Origin of the sequence: Oculatella sp. LEGE 06141 (assembly GCF_015207605.1) — a bacterium.
Taxonomy (GTDB): Bacteria; Cyanobacteriota; Cyanobacteriia; order Elainellales; family Elainellaceae; genus Oculatella.
Genome location: NZ_JADEWO010000068.1, coordinates 12954 through 30155 on the forward strand (window position 1 = coordinate 12954; position 17202 = coordinate 30155).

18 protein-coding genes and 1 pseudogene are annotated in these 17202 nt (G+C 47.7%); 11 read left to right on the forward strand and 8 right to left on the reverse strand.

Features of this window, described 5'->3' with window-relative positions; translation table 11 throughout:
* The first annotated feature begins 109 nt into the window (after positions 1 to 109).
* Positions 110 to 2149, forward strand: coding sequence for a magnesium-protoporphyrin IX monomethyl ester anaerobic oxidative cyclase (gene bchE / locus IQ268_RS27770; protein ID WP_193885947.1), 2040 nt, complete (start codon positions 110 to 112; stop codon positions 2147 to 2149).
* Between the two features lie 110 nt (positions 2150 to 2259).
* On the opposite strand, the gene feoB is transcribed toward bchE, so the two are convergent.
* Both feoB and IQ268_RS27780 read right to left on the reverse strand, forming a co-directional pair.
* Positions 2260 to 4065, reverse strand: coding sequence for a ferrous iron transport protein B (gene feoB, locus IQ268_RS27775; protein WP_193885949.1), 1806 nt, complete (start codon positions 4063 to 4065; stop codon positions 2260 to 2262).
* A 4-nt stretch (positions 4066 to 4069) separates the two neighbouring features.
* Positions 4070 to 4315, reverse strand: coding sequence for a FeoA family protein (locus IQ268_RS27780; RefSeq protein WP_193885951.1), 246 nt, complete (start codon positions 4313 to 4315; stop codon positions 4070 to 4072).
* 223 nt (positions 4316 to 4538) lie between these two features.
* Between IQ268_RS27780 and IQ268_RS27785 the strand changes: the two genes are divergently transcribed.
* Genes IQ268_RS27785 through IQ268_RS27795 form a run of 3 tightly spaced genes read left to right on the forward strand, consistent with a single transcriptional unit; the run spans position 4539 to position 8117 of the window.
* Positions 4539 to 7256, forward strand: coding sequence for a sigma 54-interacting transcriptional regulator (locus tag IQ268_RS27785; RefSeq protein WP_193885953.1), 2718 nt, complete (start codon positions 4539 to 4541; stop codon positions 7254 to 7256).
* Positions 7257 to 7277: 21 nt separating this feature from the next.
* Positions 7278 to 7520, forward strand: coding sequence for a hypothetical protein (locus IQ268_RS27790; RefSeq protein WP_193885955.1), 243 nt, complete (start codon positions 7278 to 7280; stop codon positions 7518 to 7520).
* Positions 7521 to 7568: 48 nt separating this feature from the next.
* On the forward strand, positions 7569 to 8117 hold the full coding sequence (locus IQ268_RS27795; protein ID WP_193885957.1) for an NUDIX domain-containing protein: 549 nt from the start codon (positions 7569 to 7571) through the stop codon (positions 8115 to 8117).
* Positions 8118 to 8224: 107 nt separating this feature from the next.
* On the opposite strand, the gene psbA is transcribed toward IQ268_RS27795, so the two are convergent.
* On the reverse strand, positions 8225 to 9307 hold the full coding sequence (psbA, locus tag IQ268_RS27800; RefSeq protein WP_193885960.1) for a photosystem II q(b) protein: 1083 nt from the start codon (positions 9305 to 9307) through the stop codon (positions 8225 to 8227).
* A gap of 182 nt (positions 9308 to 9489) precedes the next feature.
* Between psbA and IQ268_RS27805 the strand changes: the two genes are divergently transcribed.
* From IQ268_RS27805 to IQ268_RS27835, 7 genes are all read left to right on the forward strand, one after another.
* Entirely contained in the window at positions 9490 to 10584 is a 1095-nt protein-coding gene (locus IQ268_RS27805; protein ID WP_193885962.1) for a nitronate monooxygenase family protein, read from the forward strand.
* Positions 10585 to 10638: 54 nt separating this feature from the next.
* On the forward strand, positions 10639 to 10875 hold the full coding sequence (locus IQ268_RS27810; RefSeq protein WP_193885964.1) for a hypothetical protein: 237 nt from the start codon (positions 10639 to 10641) through the stop codon (positions 10873 to 10875).
* Positions 10876 to 10980: 105 nt separating this feature from the next.
* On the forward strand, positions 10981 to 11520 hold the full coding sequence (locus IQ268_RS27815; protein ID WP_193885967.1) for a rhodanese-like domain-containing protein: 540 nt from the start codon (positions 10981 to 10983) through the stop codon (positions 11518 to 11520).
* A gap of 262 nt (positions 11521 to 11782) precedes the next feature.
* A complete protein-coding gene (locus tag IQ268_RS27820) occupies positions 11783 to 11995 on the forward strand; it encodes a YgaP-like transmembrane domain (RefSeq protein WP_193885969.1) in 213 nt (70 codons plus the stop codon).
* A 16-nt stretch (positions 11996 to 12011) separates the two neighbouring features.
* Positions 12012 to 12548: a cytochrome b6-f complex iron-sulfur subunit gene (gene petC, locus IQ268_RS27825; protein WP_193885972.1), complete on the forward strand. Its 537-nt coding sequence runs from the start codon at positions 12012 to 12014 to the stop codon at positions 12546 to 12548.
* 59 nt (positions 12549 to 12607) lie between these two features.
* Entirely contained in the window at positions 12608 to 13009 is a 402-nt protein-coding gene (locus tag IQ268_RS27830) for a NifB/NifX family molybdenum-iron cluster-binding protein (RefSeq protein ID WP_193885974.1), read from the forward strand.
* Positions 13010 to 13040: 31 nt separating this feature from the next.
* The gene (locus IQ268_RS27835; protein WP_193885975.1) at positions 13041 to 13496 is read left to right on the forward strand and encodes a DUF2214 family protein; all 456 of its coding nucleotides are present in this window, start codon (positions 13041 to 13043) and stop codon (positions 13494 to 13496) included.
* An 83-nt stretch (positions 13497 to 13579) separates the two neighbouring features.
* On the opposite strand, the gene IQ268_RS27840 is transcribed toward IQ268_RS27835, so the two are convergent.
* The 5 genes and pseudogenes from IQ268_RS27840 to IQ268_RS32500 all read right to left on the reverse strand — a co-directional run.
* Positions 13580 to 14575, reverse strand: a complete 996-nt coding sequence (locus IQ268_RS27840) for a permease (protein WP_193885977.1) — start codon at positions 14573 to 14575, stop codon at positions 13580 to 13582.
* Positions 14576 to 14580: 5 nt separating this feature from the next.
* Entirely contained in the window at positions 14581 to 14823 is a 243-nt protein-coding gene (locus IQ268_RS27845; protein ID WP_193885979.1) for a thioredoxin family protein, read from the reverse strand.
* 25 nt (positions 14824 to 14848) lie between these two features.
* Positions 14849 to 15253, reverse strand: a complete 405-nt coding sequence (locus IQ268_RS27850; RefSeq protein ID WP_193885981.1) for a heavy metal-responsive transcriptional regulator — start codon at positions 15251 to 15253, stop codon at positions 14849 to 14851.
* A gap of 109 nt (positions 15254 to 15362) precedes the next feature.
* Positions 15363 to 17021, reverse strand: coding sequence for an FAD-dependent oxidoreductase (locus IQ268_RS27855; RefSeq protein ID WP_193885983.1), 1659 nt, complete (start codon positions 17019 to 17021; stop codon positions 15363 to 15365).
* Positions 17018 to 17202: pseudogene (locus tag IQ268_RS32500) on the reverse strand (sulfite exporter TauE/SafE family protein); the annotation flags it as partial. The pseudogene IQ268_RS32500 and the gene IQ268_RS27855, both read right to left, overlap by 4 nt.

The window sequence follows — 17202 nt, forward strand, 5'->3', positions numbered from 1 at the left end:
CCTAAATAGGACTACCAGTTCATTAAATTATAAAAATATTTGCTTGTTTAATCACTCAATAGCTATAGAGTGTTGAGACTGAAATCTTAGTGACACAGGAGTAAAAACGATGCGTATCCTGATGATTCAGCCAAACTATCACTCTGGGGGTGCAGAGATTGCAGGAAATTGGCCTGCGAGTTGGGTGCCGTATGTGGGGGGTGCATTAAAGACAGCAGGCTTTAATGACGTGCGTTTCATAGATGCTATGTGCAATCGCATTGATGATCTGGATCTTGCGGCACAGATTAAGGCATACCAACCGGATGTGGTGTTGGTCACTGCAATCACGCCGATGATTTATAAATCGCAGAATACGCTAAAAATTGTTAAAACAATCTGTCCCAATGCAAAAGCGATTATGGGCGGTGTGCATCCGACCTATATGTATCGAGAAGTGCTGCATGAAGCGCCCTGGGTGGATTACATCATTCGAGGGGAGGGTGAAGAAATTACAGTTAATTTGCTGCGATCGATCGCCAATAGAACCGACGAACGCGATCGCCACACGATTTTGGGCATTGCTTTTTTAGACGCAGAGAAAGTCGTTGCAACACCCGCCCATCCTCCGATCAAAGACTTGAACACGCTTACTCCAGATTGGAGTTTATTAGACTGGAGTAAATATATTTATACTCCCCTCAATACCAAAGTTGCGGTTCCAAATTACTCGCGCGGATGTCCTTTTCGGTGTCGTTTCTGTTCTCAGTGGAAGTTTTGGCGGAAGTATCGATCGCGTTCACCGAAACAGTTTGTTGATGAAATTGAACGTTTGGTTAAAGTTCACAACGTTGGTTTTTTCATCTTAGCCGATGAAGAACCGACGATTAATAAATCACGCTTTGTTGCCCTTTGCCATGAGTTAATTGATCGCAACTTGGGCGTTCATTGGGGTATCAACACGCGAGTCACGGATATTTTGCGAGACGAGAAAGAGTTGCCCTTGTATCGTCAAGCAGGATTAGTGCATGTCTCTCTGGGAACGGAAGCCGCAGCCCAACTAAATCTCAATTTGTTTCGTAAAGAAACAACGATCGCTGACAACAAGCGAGCAGTACAATTGCTGCGCGATAACGGCATTCTGGCAGAAGTTCAATTCATCATGGGTCTACCCAGCGAAACGCCCGAAACCATTGAAGAGACGTATCGAATGGCGCGGGATTGGAAAGCCGATATGACCAACTGGAATATGTACACGCCCTGGCCCTTTGCAGAACTATTCCAGGACTTACAGGATAAAGTAGAAATTCGCGATTATTCTCACTACAACTTTGTCACACCGATTATCAAACCCGACAACATGACGCGGGAAGAAGTGCTAAAAGGGGTCTTACGAAACTACGCCCGCTTTTATTCCTGGAAGTTTCTGGAGTACTGGTTTGAGAAAGACCCGTTCAAGCGGCGTTATCTGTTGGGGTGTCTTTGGGCGTTTGTCAAAACGACAATCAACAAACGATTCTATAATCTCGATCGCGTCAAGCAAAAGGGATGGCATACTGAAGTTGAGTTTGGCTTTGATGAGTCTAAAATTCTGACGGTTGAACAAATGGCACAGATCAAAGGAGAACGTTCCGCAGATATTGACTTTGTGGGCACGATTTCTACCTGTGGCGCACCAAATGATCTACCAGAATGCGACAGTTATCCCAAAGTGCAGCAATCTCATGACGTGATTCAGGTAGCGGTGATTGAGGCGGATGAGCAGACCCGGCTTAACCTGCGCGTGAGTTTGCGATCGCAACCCGGTATCGAGGTAGCTAGTGAAGCCACCAATGGCGAAACGGGACTGGTGCTACTGGAATCGATCGATGTTGACGTTGCAGTTGTAGATGCCACCTTACCCGATATGGATCTGGTCAAATTCATTCGCTCTTCCCGCAAAGTTCAGGCAGGTTCCTACGTCATTCCCTCTAAAATCCTGGTATTGGTGACTCCCGAACAACACACTGTTTTGTCCGAGGCATTAGCGGCTGGCGTGGATGCATTTTGCCTAAAGGATGTTTCTATTGAACAACTCGCAGAAGCAGTGCGGATCACGCATCGGCAGGGCAGCTATCAAGATCCGGTCATTGCGCCTTTCTTGGCATCTGTGGTGCCAGTGGGAGGATAAGTCCACAGGATTTTCCCATTCTTCAGACTTCAAAGCGGTGAGGGTACGCCTTCACTGCTTTGAACGGCATTATGGAAATGGTTGATAAGCACATTGTAAAAAACAATCTGCTAGAATCCTAGTAATCGCGCTCCCTGGTAGAATAGAAAACTAGTAATCCATGCGAGGGCGATTGACCAAACCACTGCAAGAGTTGCAAACTTGGCACTTTTAGACTCTCGTTTGAGAACCGCGATAGTAGACAAACAAGGGATGTATAGCAACGTAAACAACATAAAACTATACGCTTGCACCCAGTCAATCTGATGGGCGATCGCTCCTCCTAAACCGGCATCATTGGACGCTCCATAAATAACGGCTAAACCACCCAACACAACTTCTTTAGCAACAAATCCAAAGATGAGAGCGATCGCTAACTGCGAATTAATGCCCAAGGGTTGCAGTAACGGTTGAACAGCTTGTCCAATCATGCCAGATAAGGTTTGCTTACTGGCAGGGGGAACATCCATCGGTAAGTGATTGAGCAACCAAATTATCACGACTCCAGCAATAATAAATTGATTCGACCAGCGTAAAAAGTGCTTCACTTCAACCCACGCACGCACAAAAATTTGTTTGATTGTAGGAAATCGATAGGGCGGTAATTCTAAAACTAAAGGATCGTGATTTGGAAACTGTCCCTTAAACAAAAGAGCAGTCACGAGAGCTGCTGCAAAGCTAAATAAGTACAAACTAAACAACACACCTGGTGCAACCTGAGGCGTAAATAGGGCAGTGGTCATGAAGATGAAAACATTCAACCGTGCAGAGCACAGCGAGAAGGGAATCACCAGCATGGAAAGCATTCGCAAACCGGGCGATCGCATAACTCGTGTCCCCATGATCGCAGGCACATTACAGCCAAACCCCATCAATGACATAACAAAAGAACGACCATCCAATCCCAGCCGTTCCATGAAGGCATCCATTAAAAAGGCAGATCGCGCTAGATAGCCGCTGTCCTCCACGATCGCCATACAAAAGAAAAACAGCAAAATTACCGGAATAAACGCGACCACTGTACCGATGCCGTCATACAATCCCCCGATCAAAAATCCTTTCAGAAAGGATGGGAAAGGGGTAAAAACAGGTTCCAGAGCAGCTACCTTAATCCAATCCAGTCCAAAGCTGAGAAATGCTTGTAGAGGAGTGCCCAGCGTGTAAACCACCTGAAACATCAGATACATGGCGGCAAAAAACAGCGGCAATCCTAGAATCGGATGCAGTAAGAAGCGATCGAGCCGAGTGGTCAGTGTGTTTGAATGCTGGGTAGAAATGTGAACCGCATCTTGCAAGATAGCATCCAGTTCAGTTGCCAGTTGGCGATCGTCAATGGCACAATCCGAAATGTTACGCACGCAGATTGGATGTTCTTGCTGGTGCAGAGTTTGGGCGATCGCGTCGATTGCTGCATCATACCCTTTGCCATATTGATTGCCATACTTGGCACTCATGGAAATCACAGGCATTTCCAGGTGTTGAGCAATTTTTTCAGCGTTAACTTTTACCCCAAATTTGGGTGCTTCATCTGCCATATTCAGCAGTAAAATTGCCGGAATTTGCAAGCGCTTAATTTGTAATGCCAGACTGAGTTGGCGATCGATCTGTACCGTATTGAGAATAATGATGATTAAATGCAGTGGGGTTGATTCTAGAAATCGTTGAACAACCATTTCATCCTCGGAGAATCCGCGCAGGTCGTAGATTCCTGGCAGATCGATCACATCTGCCGTGACCTCCCCAATTTTCAGCGTTGCCATCATCAGATCGACGGTCATACCTGCCCAGTTGCCAACACTTGCGGTTGCTCCAGTGAAGCGGTTGAAAAAGGTAGATTTACCCGTATTGGGCATTCCCAAAACCGCAATACGTTTCACCGTTTCATCTCCTTACAAGCGTAACGTTCACGTTTTGGGCATCCCGTCGTCGCAGCATCACTTCGGTGGTTCCAATCCGCACATGAATCGGTCCGGCAAAGGCTGATCGTCGCAGCATCGTTACCTGTCGCCCCTGACGAAACCCTAATGCCAGTAACCGCTGGTGAAATTGGGGCGACAGATTCAGACTGGCAATGATTGCAATATGTCCTGGTTTTAGCGCAGCGAGATGAGAATGAGAAACAGACATTTTTGACTCTGAATAAGGCAGGTTAGCGCAGTTACCAATATTTTTAGAAAAATTATTGAGAATATCTTTTAATAGCTATATCGTCACATAAAGATTTAATGAGGTCAATCCCATTCATGAAGGAATACCGATGGAAGCGGTGTTATCCTCTGGGGACTGGGTATGATCAAGAAATCCCTCCGCTTAATGGAGCGGTTGTCTGGTCACAATCGTCACGGATACCATGAACACTGGAACGGCATCCACGCCACCTCTTCAGGCTTCACTCCTCCCAGCAGTATCCCAACCTCTGCCGTTGTTTACCGATGCCGTGCGTCCTGTTCTCAGTGATGTTTCAGCCAGCGATCGCCCCATATCAAGCGGTATTCAATGGTTGAGCGAGCATCGCATTTGGGGAGCGTTGCCAACTGAGGTGTTGCAGGCGATCGCCCACGCTTTTCACAGCTTCCAGATTGAGCCTAGAACGCTGATTTATCAGGCAGGGCAGTACCCCATTGGGCTGTATTTACTCCAGCGGGGAACGGTTGAAATCTTCCGACAATCGCCCCTCGGCAAATCCTTCATTCGCTATCGAAATGCTGGGGATTTGTTTGGCTATACGCTGGTTGCTAACTCGGTGGATGGTGTGTATCAAACCAGTGCGATCGCCCTCACCGCCAGCGATATTTGGTTTCTGCCCCAGGATACGTTTCAAACTCTGATTGCCGAGTATCCAGCTTTTCAGCAGATCATTCACTCCCTGGTATCACAAGATTTGAACGATTATGCGGCTCGTATTGCCTGGGAGGAAGTGCGGATTCAGGGCTTGCAGGCTTACATTCAACCCGTGCCGATCGAAGCAACGCTTTTGGGCAACAGCAAAGTCACACAAAAGCTGAAGGAACAGATTCAGCAAGCGGCGACTGCCCTCAGCCCGGTTGTTTTTCAAGCACAAGCAGGTACAGGCAAAACGTTTTTAGCAGGTTTCATCCATCACCACTCGGAACTGGCCACCCAACCCTTTGCAGAACTCGATTGTGCGGAACTGCCACGCACTGCTGATGGCAGACTGAATACCGATGCTTTGTTTGGCAGAGTCGAGCAGCGATCGGGCATTTTGGAACTGTTAGAGCGAGGAACGCTGCTGTTGGATAATGTGCAGGTGTTGAGTCAAGGTGATATGACTCGCTTAATGCACTACCTCAAAACGGGGTTCATTCTGCCCAATCACGGCACTGTTGGCAAAACTGATCTGGCGACTGAAGCGCCTCAACCGATCCAATCCTGGGTGCGTTTGATCCTCGCATCCCCCAACAAGCTGGAAATCCCAGACCTTGAAGTGGTTTCGATCAAATTGTTTACGTTGCCGCAGCGCAAAGCCGATATTCCAGACTTTGCCCGTTATTTTCTAACTCAGTTTTGTCGAGAACAGAATCGTCCCCTATTGCAGTTGGATCAGTCTGATCTGCGTCGGTTAATCAGCTACGACTATCCCGGCAACCTGGCAGAACTGGCAGAGATTTTGCATCGAGCCGTAATCATGACTTCGATCGGGCATTCGGTGATTCCAGAACAGGCATTGTGGTCAGTGCAATCTACAAAAAACGCCTTTCGTCTGGACTTACTCACCCATGTGCCCTGGCTGCGGCAAGTGTTATTAAGCCGTTGGTATCCAGAGGGTATCTGGATCGGCATGATGGCAATTTTTGTGCCCGTTACCATCTTAGGATTTACGGGTGCCCAGGATCGCGCTAACAGCGTTACCCTGAATCTGTTTTGGGCATGGTGGTGGGTAGGCTATTTGTTTTGGTTTGCGTTTGTCGGACGGCTCTGGTGTGCGGTTTGCCCGTTTATGATCACAGGCGAATGGGTACGCCGGATATCCCTCTGGCTATTTCCCCGTCAGCAACTCTCCTGGAATACGCAATGGCTGAACCGTTGGGGAGCCTGGATTTTGTTTGCGGGATTTGTTGCCATTTACCTGTGGGAGCAATTGTGGGATTTACCCCACCACGCCTATCTCTCTGCCTGGTTACTGCTGATCATTACAGCCGGAGCCGTAATTTTTAGCTTGATCTATGAGCGGCGGTTGTGGTGTCGCTATCTCTGTCCGATCGGTGGCATGAATGGGATGTTTGCCAAACTGTCAATGATCGAGTTGCGATCGACCCAACAAGTGTGCGGTAGTCAGTGCAGCACGTTTGGCTGTTACAAAGGCAGCAGCGGCACGCCCGTCAATTTTGCCAATCCCCTACCAACGGAAGGTCAGGCAAGCGGAGGCTGTCCGCTCTACTCCCATCCAGCGCAGTTGCAAGACAACCGGGACTGTATGCTGTGCATGACCTGCCTCAAAACCTGTCCCAATCGCTCAGCCCAGTTAAATCTGCGATTTCCGGCATCTGACCTGCTAGACAACCACCAGGGATTTTGGGCAGAGGTCGCCCTATTGCTGCTGTTGTTGGGGGGTGTATTCATGCACCATGCTCCCACAATTTTGAACTGGTTGGGCTTAAGTTCGATTTCCTTGAATGCCGATCGCGTACTCACCAGCATTCTGATCGCCCTCCTTCTTCTCAGTATCCCAGCCCTATCAACCTATGGAACTCATGCGATCGCCCGTTTCTTTGACCCAGAACAACCCGGTTATCTCACCGTCATCTACGCCTATCTGCCTTTAACGCTGGCGGCAAATTTGGCGCACTACATCCCCGCAGCGATGACCGAGGCGGGTCAAATCCTGCCTGTGTTTGCCAGAACGTTAGGATTTAGCGGTGCTGGATTACCCACACTCACCTGGAGCATAGAGGTAGCACAATTTCTGCAAGGGGTGACGCTTTTCTCTGCTCTGGTGTTCAGTCCCTATCCTTTAGTGCGAATTACTAAACGCTCCTGGCTAAGGAATGTCCCTCATTTACTGCTCATGATCGGGTTTACAATTTTCTTCTTTAAACTGATGATATGAGTTCGACACCAGTGTCAAACTATGCCAAAGCAGTCATTTGAAGACAAATATCCCAACATTGCCCGATGGGTCTACGAACATCAGGGCACTATTGAAATTGGCAATGACCCCGATAGCCCATTAACATCATTTGTGCGAGCGATCGATATGGGCGGGATGCCTTGGGAAGGTGAGGATGAATACGAATCGCTGGATGATGCACTTCTAGATCTGGAAGCAGGGTTACAGGAGTGCCTTCGAGAGATCTACGGTGAAGACGATTAGAGAATAATTCACTGCTGCTCTACAAGGCTGAAGCTTGGGAGAATATCGATGGATGATTCAAACCCCTGGCAGGTACGCGATCGCTTCCTGGAGATGCACTCTCGTTGGATGACGCTGATTGGAGAGGATTTACAAGACCAGCAGGGAGAAATCCTGGAATATTGGCGGATTGAAAAGGCAGATTCGGTCATTGTTTTGCCGATTCAGAACGATCAGTTTCTGCTCCCACTTCCAAGTTATCGTCCCGGTGTCGGACAGGTGATATTAGATTTTCCTGGTGGTCGAGTACCAGAAACACAAACTCCTGAACAGGCAGCGATCGCAATCCTAAAACGAGAGCTAGGAATTGAAGCGACCTCAGTTACTCAGTTGCTTCCGCTGAATAAAGAAGGTTGGGCAGTCAATAGTTCCTTCTCTAATCAAAGTCTTTATGGTTTTGTGGCTCACCTGAACAACGTTGAGAATATAAAGCAATATTCTGAACAAGGTTTTATCACCTATCCTGTTACTCCATTAGGTGTTCAAGATTTACTACAAAGGTTCACCTGTTTACAATGCCGTGCTGTATTGCTGGAATGGTGGCTAACTTGCAGATAACTTCGTTTAAAGTAAGTTCAAAACGAAGCTGAAAATAAAAGCGCCTGTCACCAGGCGCAATTGATTAAGCACTCATTAAAGACACGAAAGTAGAAAAGCGATTGTAACTAGCCAGTGATTCTTGGTGCTACCAGAGCAATCGGTTGTGCTTCACCAGAAGCCAAATCGAGTGGGAAATTGTGAGCATTCCGTTCATGGATCACTTCAATCCCCAAATTGGCACGGTTCAACAGGTCTGCCCAGGTAGGAATCGCCTTCCCCTGACTGTCCAGAATCGATTCATTAAAGTTAAATCCATTCAAGTTGAACGACATCGTGCTGATACCCAGCGATGCAAACCAGATACCAATTACAGGCCATGCTGCCAGGAAGAAATGGAGGGCACGGGAGTTATTGAACGATGCATATTGGAAGATTAAGCGACCAAAATAACCATGAGCCGCCACGATGTTGTAGGTTTCTTCTTCTTGACCAAACTTGTAACCATAGTTCTGAGACTCACCCTCAGTTGTTTCGCGGACAAGCGAGGATGTCACTAGAGAACCGTGCATCGCAGAAAACAAAGCACCACCAAATACACCGATCACACCCAGCATGTGAAAGGGATGCATCAGCACGTTATGCTCAGCCGTGAATACGATCATGAAGTTGAACGTGCCGGAAACGCCCAGCATCAACCCATCTGAGAAACTTCCTTGCCCGATCGGGTAGATTAACAGGACAGCCGTTGCCGCAGAAGCCGGAGCCGAGAACGCCACTGGAATCCAGGGACGCATTCCCAGACGATAGCTCAATTCCCATTGACGACCCATGTAAGCGTAGACTGCAATCAGGAAGTGAAAAATGATCATCTGGTAAGGTCCACCGTTGTAAAGCCACTCATCCATACTGGCAGCTTCCCAGATAGGGTAGAAGTGTAGCCCAATTGCGTTAGAAGTTGGAACAACGGTTGCCGTCATCAAATTATTGCCATAGAGCAAAGAACCACTGACAGGTTCACGGATACCGTCAATATCGACAGGAGGTGCAGCAATAAACGCGATGATGAAGACGATCGCAGCGACTAGAGCAGTTGGAATCAGCAACACGCCAAACCAACCGATATAGAGCCGATTCTCAGTGCTGGTAATCCAGTTACAGAATCGCTCCCAAACATTATCGCCGGAGCGGCGTTCTAGAATCGTAGTCATGATTGCAATGAAATAATTCAGGGATAAAACGCAAGAAGTCTTGCAGGTTTATTTATAACTCTATAGTTATATAACTGTCAATGGTTGTATAGTGGATCTGTTGAATTGATTTTCGTGAAACCTGAAAGCACGAACCAGTCAAAATCCTTCAATGTGACCTGCAAGCCTTTAAGCCTATCGATATGCCACTATTACCCTCACTCCAAATTGGGCAACATACTGCTCGTTATCCCATTATTCAAGGCGGTATGGGCATCTGTATCTCTGGGGCACGCCTCGCTGCTGCGGTTGCTAATGCAGGTGGCATTGGCATAATTTCCGCTGTTGCTTTGGGATTAAACTCCCCCTACTTTGATATCGCCCAACCTAATAGCCGCAAGCGCCGGGAACAGTTTTTTGAAGCAAATCGATTAGCCCTCATTGATGAAATTCAAACAGCCCGCGCCTTAAGCCCTCATGGAATCCTGGGTATTAATGCAATGGGCGCTGCTCAAGATTATGAAACACTAGTTCGCACAGCAGCGGAACAAGGCGTGGACTTAATTATTTCTGGTGCAGGGTTACCATTGCAGTTGCCAGAATATACAGCAGACTATCCAAATGTGGCATTGATGCCGATCGTTTCTAGTACTCGTGCGGCTCGGATTATTTGCCGCAAATGGGAACGTCAGTATGGACGGCTGCCTGATGCATTTGTGGTGGAAAACCCGAATTCCGCAGGTGGGCATTTAGGGGCGAAAACAGAGGAGTTAGGCGACCTTGCCTTTGAAGCAGAACAGGTTATCCCAGAATTAGCCACCTATTTGCAACAGAAAGTTGGTCAGCCCATTCCGGTAATTGCCGCAGGTGGAGTATGGGATCGGGCGGATATCGATCGAATGTTGTCATTGGGGGCGAGTGGTGTCCAAATTGGGACTCGATTTATTACAACAGACGAATGTGATGCCGATATTCGCTACAAAGAGTTTCATCTCCGTGCCAAACCAGAGGATGTAGTGATTGTTTCCAGCCCTGTAGGGATGCCAGGACGCGCATTGCGGAATGCATTCGTGGAGAAGGCGATCGCAGATTCCCCAGATCTAGAAAAACGATGTTTGTTTAACTGTCTCCATACTTGTAAATGCCGCGATGAACAGCAATATTTCTGCATCATTCAGGTGTTAGATAAAGCTGCACGAGGAGATATCGAAAATGGGTTGGTGTTTTCGGGGAGTCATGCTGGAAAAGCCGGTCGCATCATACCTGTTGCTGAATTAATGGCAGAGTTAGTTGCGTAGCTGCATAGCTATCTAATTACACAAAAATTATTTGTATAACAGGCTGTTTGAACAATGCCCCTCTCTTTTATTATCCCTTTTGCGATCGCCCTGATTTCTGCATGGATTGCCTATGAAAGCCAGGAAGAAATTGTGAAAACCTTCTTTGTCATTGTCATGGCGATCAGTTTACTCGTAAGCTTCGCCTGGGCACCCTGGCTGGTACAAACACTGGTTCTGGTTGTGAGTTTAGGAGCAATGCGCTATTTTTGCGATCGCCATTCCTGCCAAAATACTGCAAAACGACATTGAGCGATCGGGCGATTATCAGATGAGCCTGTTGGTCGAAACTGGCATGAGAAAATATTACAAGTTGAACAAATTAGGGAAAGTTCCTCGTTTATCGTGAGTTGTTCCATGAGCAAGTTAATCCGGACTCTACTGCTTGGACTCGTCTTAGGAATGTATTTCTGGTTGGGGCTTGGACACAACTCAAGTATGGCGGCAACGCTGACATCGATTACATCAGGACTTGAGAAAAGCGTGCAACCTCTTGATGAAATCTCTAATTTGGAATCAGGGGTTGATCGCTTTCTCACCTCAATTCCATCAGGCTATTACACGATCGCCAACGTCGCAAGATTGAAAGATCAGTTAAAAAATCCTCAAACTATTTTGGTAGATGTGCGTGAATCTTCCGAATATCGTGCTGGGCACATCCCTGATGCCATCAACATTCCACTCCGCACCCTGACTCATAACCTGGATAACATTCCACGCGATCGCCCCGTCGTGTTGTACTGCTCAACAGGCTATCGATCGGCAATGGGAGTCATGACATTGCACTTGCTAGGCTATGAAAATGTGAGGAGTTTTCCGCCCAGTTTTGCAGGTTGGAAAACGGCTGGCGAACCCATTATCAAGAAAGCTTTTGAGAGTTCTGCTGAATTGGGTTGAGCCAGGTCGAGCGCAGGATTCAGGTAGAAAACCAGGAGCACCAATCCTAAGGACAGAAGTAGGCGGTATAGCTTATTGCCCCTTGCGTGATTAGACATACAACAAATTTCCATTGCAATAGGAATCACTAAATTGAGGTTACTACTCTATAACTATTCAGTTATATTAAAAGAAGGTAACAAAGGCAGATGACAGTCTCCTGCGGGTCACTACTGGAATGCCCTAAAGTTTTGCAATTTGTTCTCTCTTGGAGCTTTTGGCTATGAAAACGAATGTGGGTTTGCTCGATCGCTTGATCCGCTTATTGTTGGCTTCAGTGCTGTTTTATCGGGGGCTATTCCTCTACAACGGTTCTGCTCTCGGAATTGGGCTAGTTGTTGTGGGTGGCGTACTAACGGTAACAGCGGTAATCGGTTTTTGTGGTCTTTATCACCTAGTTGGAATTCGCACCATTCAAACTAACGAACAAGCTTAAAGGAGATTCATTTAACATGGACGACAGTCTTCCCCTCGAAAGTTCATCTTTATCTCGCCGACAACTCCTCAACTTTTTAACTGGAGCTACTGTCGCGGCTACTGCTGGTTCTGCTCTTTACACGGCTGGTAAATTCTTCATTCCTCCCGTAGAAACGATGGGAGCAGGGGAAGCCATTCTCGCTAAAGATATTCTGGGCAATCCAATTCCAGCGACACAAATTCTGGCAGAAGCACCGGGAACCCGTGCCTTAGTTGCAGGTCTGGCGGGTGAACCTACTTATCTGATTGTTAAAGACGATAACACCCTCGACAGTATGGGAATTGTGGATAACTGCACCCACCTGGGTTGCACCTTCCCCTGGAATCCAACCGATCAACAATTTCAATGCCCCTGTCATGGGTCTCTCTACGCCCCAGATGGAACCGTCGTTCGTGGTCCTGCTCCCCTCCCCCTCAAGATTATCCACGTCGCTGTAGTCGATAACCGTATTTTGATCTCGCCCTGGACAGAAACCGATCCCCGCACTGGAGAAAAGCCCTGGTGGGTTTAAAGCTGTTGCTGAATGCTCAAAACTTCCTGTAATTCTCAATCTCAAGCAAAAGATGTCCTATGAAAATTGCTGTATCCAGCCAAAACCAGACCGCTGTAACTGCCCATCTCGGACATTGTCAAAAATTCTGGATTTATGACGTAGACAATGCCACCGTCCAAACCAAAGAACTGTTACAACTCAGCAAAGAACAAAGCTTTCACGAAAGTTCTCCCCAATTCCCTCACCCTTTGGATACGGTGCAAGTTCTGATTAGCGGCAGTATGGGGCGTGGATTATCGCGTCGTCTGGAATCTAAGGGGATTCAGCCCATTATCACCCCCGAAACTGACCCAGATACAGCCGTTACTGCCTATCTTGCAGGTTCTCTCGCCGTCTTGACTCCAGAGGAAGTTCAGCATCACTATGACCATACAGATGGGCACGATCATGAGGGTGAATGTGGATGTAACCGCGAGTAGTTTTTTGTCAACCGAACATTATTAAAAAAAAATGTGGGGAAGTGCGGTTACAGCGTATTTGCATTATCTGGGCTTCATGCTGGCGTTTGGAGCGTTAGTGGTTGAAAGCCTGACACTGAAAAAAGATCTTAGCTTGAAAGAAGCCTGGAGAGTCGTGGCAGCAGATGCCGTGTACGGTTTATCGGCAACCATGATTCTGATTACCGGAATTTTGAGAGTTCTCTATTTTGGCAAAGGAACCAATTATTATCTCAGCAGTCCCGTCTTTTATACCAAAGTCGGGATCTTTATCATCATCAGTTTGCTGTCTCTCTATCCCACCTTTTCATTTCTCTCCTGGGTAAAAGGATTGCGGGATAGCAAACTGCCCAATCTGGACTTGCCGCAAGTTCAATGGCTTTCCTGGCTGATTCGGGGAGAGTTAGTTGGGTTTGCTCTGATTCCTCTATTTGCAGCAATTCTGGCACGGGGAATACGGCTCTTTTAACCGTGGAAGATACGTGGGCGATCGCTCAAGCTGAGATCGATATGATCCAATTTGAAAAGGTTTCCTGTAGTGATCTAAAGCCGTTAGTAGTGAAGTAAGGCATTGAAGAGATAACCAATGCTAATAATGCCCAGGGTGACTAACGTGATAAATACACTCAATAGTTGAGGACGGAGCACCTTTCGCAAAATCACCATTTCTGGCAATGAAAGTGCTGTGACCGCCATTGTAAATGCTAATACGGTTCCGAGTGGCATTCCTTTATTGACCAACGCTTCAGTGATTGGCAAGACCCCGGCAACATTGGCATAGAGAGGAACACCGATCGCAACGGCTAACGGCACTGCAAATGGATTCTCTGCCCCTGCCAATTGAGTAATGAGTGCCGTGGGAACATATCCATGAATGACTGCACCGATCGCGATCCCAATCACGACATACATCCAAACAGATCTAAAGATTTCAGTGGATTGGAATTGCCCCTGCCGTAATCGTTGTTTCCAGGTAAGCGTAGTTTTTAAATCATCACCATCATTCACTGAATGTCGATGAAGCTTCTGCAATTCCCACACGAAGGGTTCTACCCACTTCTCTAATTTCAGTAATCCCAGAATGTAGCCAGTGGCGATCGCCAGCCCGACTCCAAACCCGATATAAAGCAGCGTTACCTTAAGTCCAAACAATCCCAAGAGCAACACTACAGCGACTTCGTTCACCATCGGTGCTGCAATCAAATAGGAAAATGTGACTCCTAACGGCACACCTGCTTCTAAAAAGCCGATAAACAGTGGTACAGCAGAACAGGAACAAAAGGGTGTTACCACACCCACCATTGCGGCGAATGTATTGCCCAAAACCGTCCGTTTACCGCCTAACCAATGACGAATATGCTCCGGTTGTAAAAAGCTTTGCACCGTACCGACGATAAAACTAATCGTCAGCAGCAAGGTCAAAACTTTAGGGACATCATAGAGAAAAAAATGGAGGCTAGATCCTAATTGAGAGTCTAATGAAAGGTTCAATCCTTGAGTGACGATCTGAGTCGCCAACCAATCGAACGGGTAGAACAGATCAGGCATGGTTTCTACTCCCGCAACAACGGTTGGATTTGCTCAGGCGATAAGACTTGTCCTTTACTCACCACCCTGTCATTTACCACCAGAGCAGGTGTAGACATCACTCCCCGTTTAGCAATTTCCACCACATCCGTGATGTGAAATACTTCAGCCTCAATACCCAGTGTGGCGATCGCCATTCGTGCATTCGCCTCTAACTGCTGACCCTTCTTACAACCAGAACCCAAAACCTCAACTTTGAATGTTGTCATTGTTTATTCCTCACTATGCAGTGATTTAAGGCATTCCATTCTTCTGAAACACGGTACATTGTCGCTCTGCGGATTGTTCTAAACCTTTCTGACACTGGTTGAGCAGCGGAGTGAGTTGTGCTTTCAGCGTTTGTAGTTGATGAATCGTTTCGTCAATGTGCTGTACTTTTTTGAGCAGGCGATCGTAGACCTCTTGGCAGGAAAACTGCTGTCCATCTTGCAGCATCAGCAGTTCTTTAATTTCGTCTAAATTCAATCCCAGTGCTTTTGCTTGGGTAATGAAAGAGAGCCGCTCTAAAGCGGATTGATCGTAGAGCCGATATCCTGCTGCCGTGCGCTTGGGACTGGGCATCAAGCCAATGCGCTCGTAGAAGTAGAGCGTTTGAGGATTGAGTCCTAGACGACGAGAAACTTCACCGATCTGGAGCATAGCCCTGGCTCCGTTGTGCCTTTATGTTTCAATCTACACCTTATACTTAGGTATAAGGTCAAGGGTTAAACGGTCTTAAGATGCCGACATCCTAACCGCGTTCCTTGTATCAATCTGAGGAGACTGCCTGATAGGTTTTGAAGCCACCGCTCAGGTTGTAAGCATTGAAGCCATTCAATCGCAACGCACGAGTTGCATAGTAAGCTCGCTGCCCCACCTGGCAATAGACCCAGATCTCCTGATCGGGATTGAGTTCTAGCAGGCGATCGCGCAGTTCGGGTAGAGGAATATTCACTGCCCCTTCGACGTGTCCAACAGCAAATTCATCGACACTCCGGACATCCAGCAATCGCTTGTCCTCTAAATTCTCAAGCTGTTGCCAGTGAACTAGAGGAGCATCCCCCCTGAGCGCATTTGCCGCAATCATACCCGCCATATTCACGGGATCTTTTGCGGCTCCAAATTGGGGAGCGTAACAGAGTTCCGCTTCTTCCAGGTCAAAGACCGTCGCCCCTGTTTGCAGCGCCATTGCGATCACATCAATTCGTTTTTCTGTGCCATCTTCTCCCACTGCCTGAGCACCCAAAATTCGCCCATCCTGGTTAGAAAACAGCAGTTTCAGATCAATGGGTTTGGCGTTGGGATAATAGCCGACATGATGACCGGGATGGAGATAGACTTTGCCATAGTCCCATCCGAGTCGTTTGAGCGTTTTTTCATTCGCTCCAGTAGATGCGATTGTCAGTCCGAACACTCCACAAACAGAGGTTCCCTGGACACCCCGGAAAGTGCTATCGCGTCCGCAAATGACATCAGCAGCAATGCGTCCCTGACGGTTGGCGGGTCCTGCTAAAGGAATCACCGTCCACTCTCCCGTAACAAAATCTTTGACTTCGATCGCATCTCCCACTGCCCAGATATTTGGATCACTGGTCTGCATCTGGTCATTGACACGAATCCCGCCGCGATCGCCAATTTCCAGCCCTGCATCTTTTGCCAGTGCCGTTTCAGGACGGACTCCGATTCCCAAAATCACCAATTCGGCAGCATGAGTAGCTCCTGATTTTGTCAAAACATCAATTCCACCATTGGCATTAGGTTTAAATTCAGCAACGCTATCACCTAAACAAAGCGTGACCTGGTGCGATCGCAACCTGTCATGCACCGGAGCCACCATTTCTGGATCGAGGGGTGCCATCACCTGGGATTGGGCTTCAATCAGGGTGACAGCAATATCCCGATGCACAAGATTTTCTGCCATCTCCAGCCCAATGAACCCACCCCCCACGACCACCGCTTGCTTCACCTGATGGGTGTCAATCCATTCGCGAATGCGACGACTATCCGGGATGGTTCGCAGGGCAAAGATGCCGGGTAAATCAATTCCGGGCAGAGGTGGACGAATGGGAGCCGCCCCCGGAGCGAGAACCAGGGCATCATAAGATTCCTGATACACCTCGTCTGTTTTGCGATTTTTCACGGTGATCTGACGAGTGGTGCGATCGATCGCCATCACTTCATTCTCTAGTCGCACATCAATGTTGAAGCGTTGGCGAAACAGATCTGCATTGGCAACGAGAAGTTTTTTCTCATCTGTAATTACATCACCCACATAATAAGGTAGACCGCAGTTCGCAAAGGAAACAAATGCTCCTCGCTCAAACATAGTAATTTCAGCCGTTTCCGAGAGGCGACGGGCACGGGCAGCACAGGACGCACCTCCGGCAACTCCTCCCACAATCAAAATGCGCTTTGGGTTTGAAGTCATAAATCGTATCCTCTGTCATTGACCGCCACCTTAGGGGTTATCTCGCTGGACGGAGCAGAATGAAAACTGTGACGATTTTGCACCAACACAAAGGCAGCCACAGCAAGCAGGAAATATCCAAAGATTTTTTGGAGCTTTTGCGCCGATACAAAACGGGCAAGATAGGCACCGGGAAGGGTTC

Coding starts and splice junctions, on each gene's coding strand:
- bchE (WP_193885947.1), top strand. CDS start 110: ATGCGTATCCTGATGATTCAGCCAAACTATCACTCTGGGGGTGCAGAG.
- IQ268_RS27780 (WP_193885951.1), bottom strand. CDS start 4,315: ATGTCTGTTTCTCATTCTCATCTCGCTGCGCTAAAACCAGGACATATT.
- IQ268_RS27785 (WP_193885953.1), top strand. CDS start 4,539: ATGAACACTGGAACGGCATCCACGCCACCTCTTCAGGCTTCACTCCTC.
- IQ268_RS27790 (WP_193885955.1), top strand. CDS start 7,278: ATGCCAAAGCAGTCATTTGAAGACAAATATCCCAACATTGCCCGATGG.
- IQ268_RS27795 (WP_193885957.1), top strand. CDS start 7,569: ATGGATGATTCAAACCCCTGGCAGGTACGCGATCGCTTCCTGGAGATG.
- psbA (WP_193885960.1), bottom strand. CDS start 9,307: ATGACTACGATTCTAGAACGCCGCTCCGGCGATAATGTTTGGGAGCGA.
- IQ268_RS27805 (WP_193885962.1), top strand. CDS start 9,490: ATGCCACTATTACCCTCACTCCAAATTGGGCAACATACTGCTCGTTAT.
- IQ268_RS27810 (WP_193885964.1), top strand. CDS start 10,639: ATGCCCCTCTCTTTTATTATCCCTTTTGCGATCGCCCTGATTTCTGCA.
- IQ268_RS27815 (WP_193885967.1), top strand. CDS start 10,981: ATGAGCAAGTTAATCCGGACTCTACTGCTTGGACTCGTCTTAGGAATG.
- IQ268_RS27820 (WP_193885969.1), top strand. CDS start 11,783: ATGAAAACGAATGTGGGTTTGCTCGATCGCTTGATCCGCTTATTGTTG.
- petC (WP_193885972.1), top strand. CDS start 12,012: ATGGACGACAGTCTTCCCCTCGAAAGTTCATCTTTATCTCGCCGACAA.
- IQ268_RS27830 (WP_193885974.1), top strand. CDS start 12,608: ATGAAAATTGCTGTATCCAGCCAAAACCAGACCGCTGTAACTGCCCAT.
- IQ268_RS27835 (WP_193885975.1), top strand. CDS start 13,041: ATGTGGGGAAGTGCGGTTACAGCGTATTTGCATTATCTGGGCTTCATG.
- IQ268_RS27840 (WP_193885977.1), bottom strand. CDS start 14,575: ATGCCTGATCTGTTCTACCCGTTCGATTGGTTGGCGACTCAGATCGTC.
- IQ268_RS27845 (WP_193885979.1), bottom strand. CDS start 14,823: ATGACAACATTCAAAGTTGAGGTTTTGGGTTCTGGTTGTAAGAAGGGT.
- IQ268_RS27850 (WP_193885981.1), bottom strand. CDS start 15,253: ATGCTCCAGATCGGTGAAGTTTCTCGTCGTCTAGGACTCAATCCTCAA.
- IQ268_RS27855 (WP_193885983.1), bottom strand. CDS start 17,021: ATGACTTCAAACCCAAAGCGCATTTTGATTGTGGGAGGAGTTGCCGGA.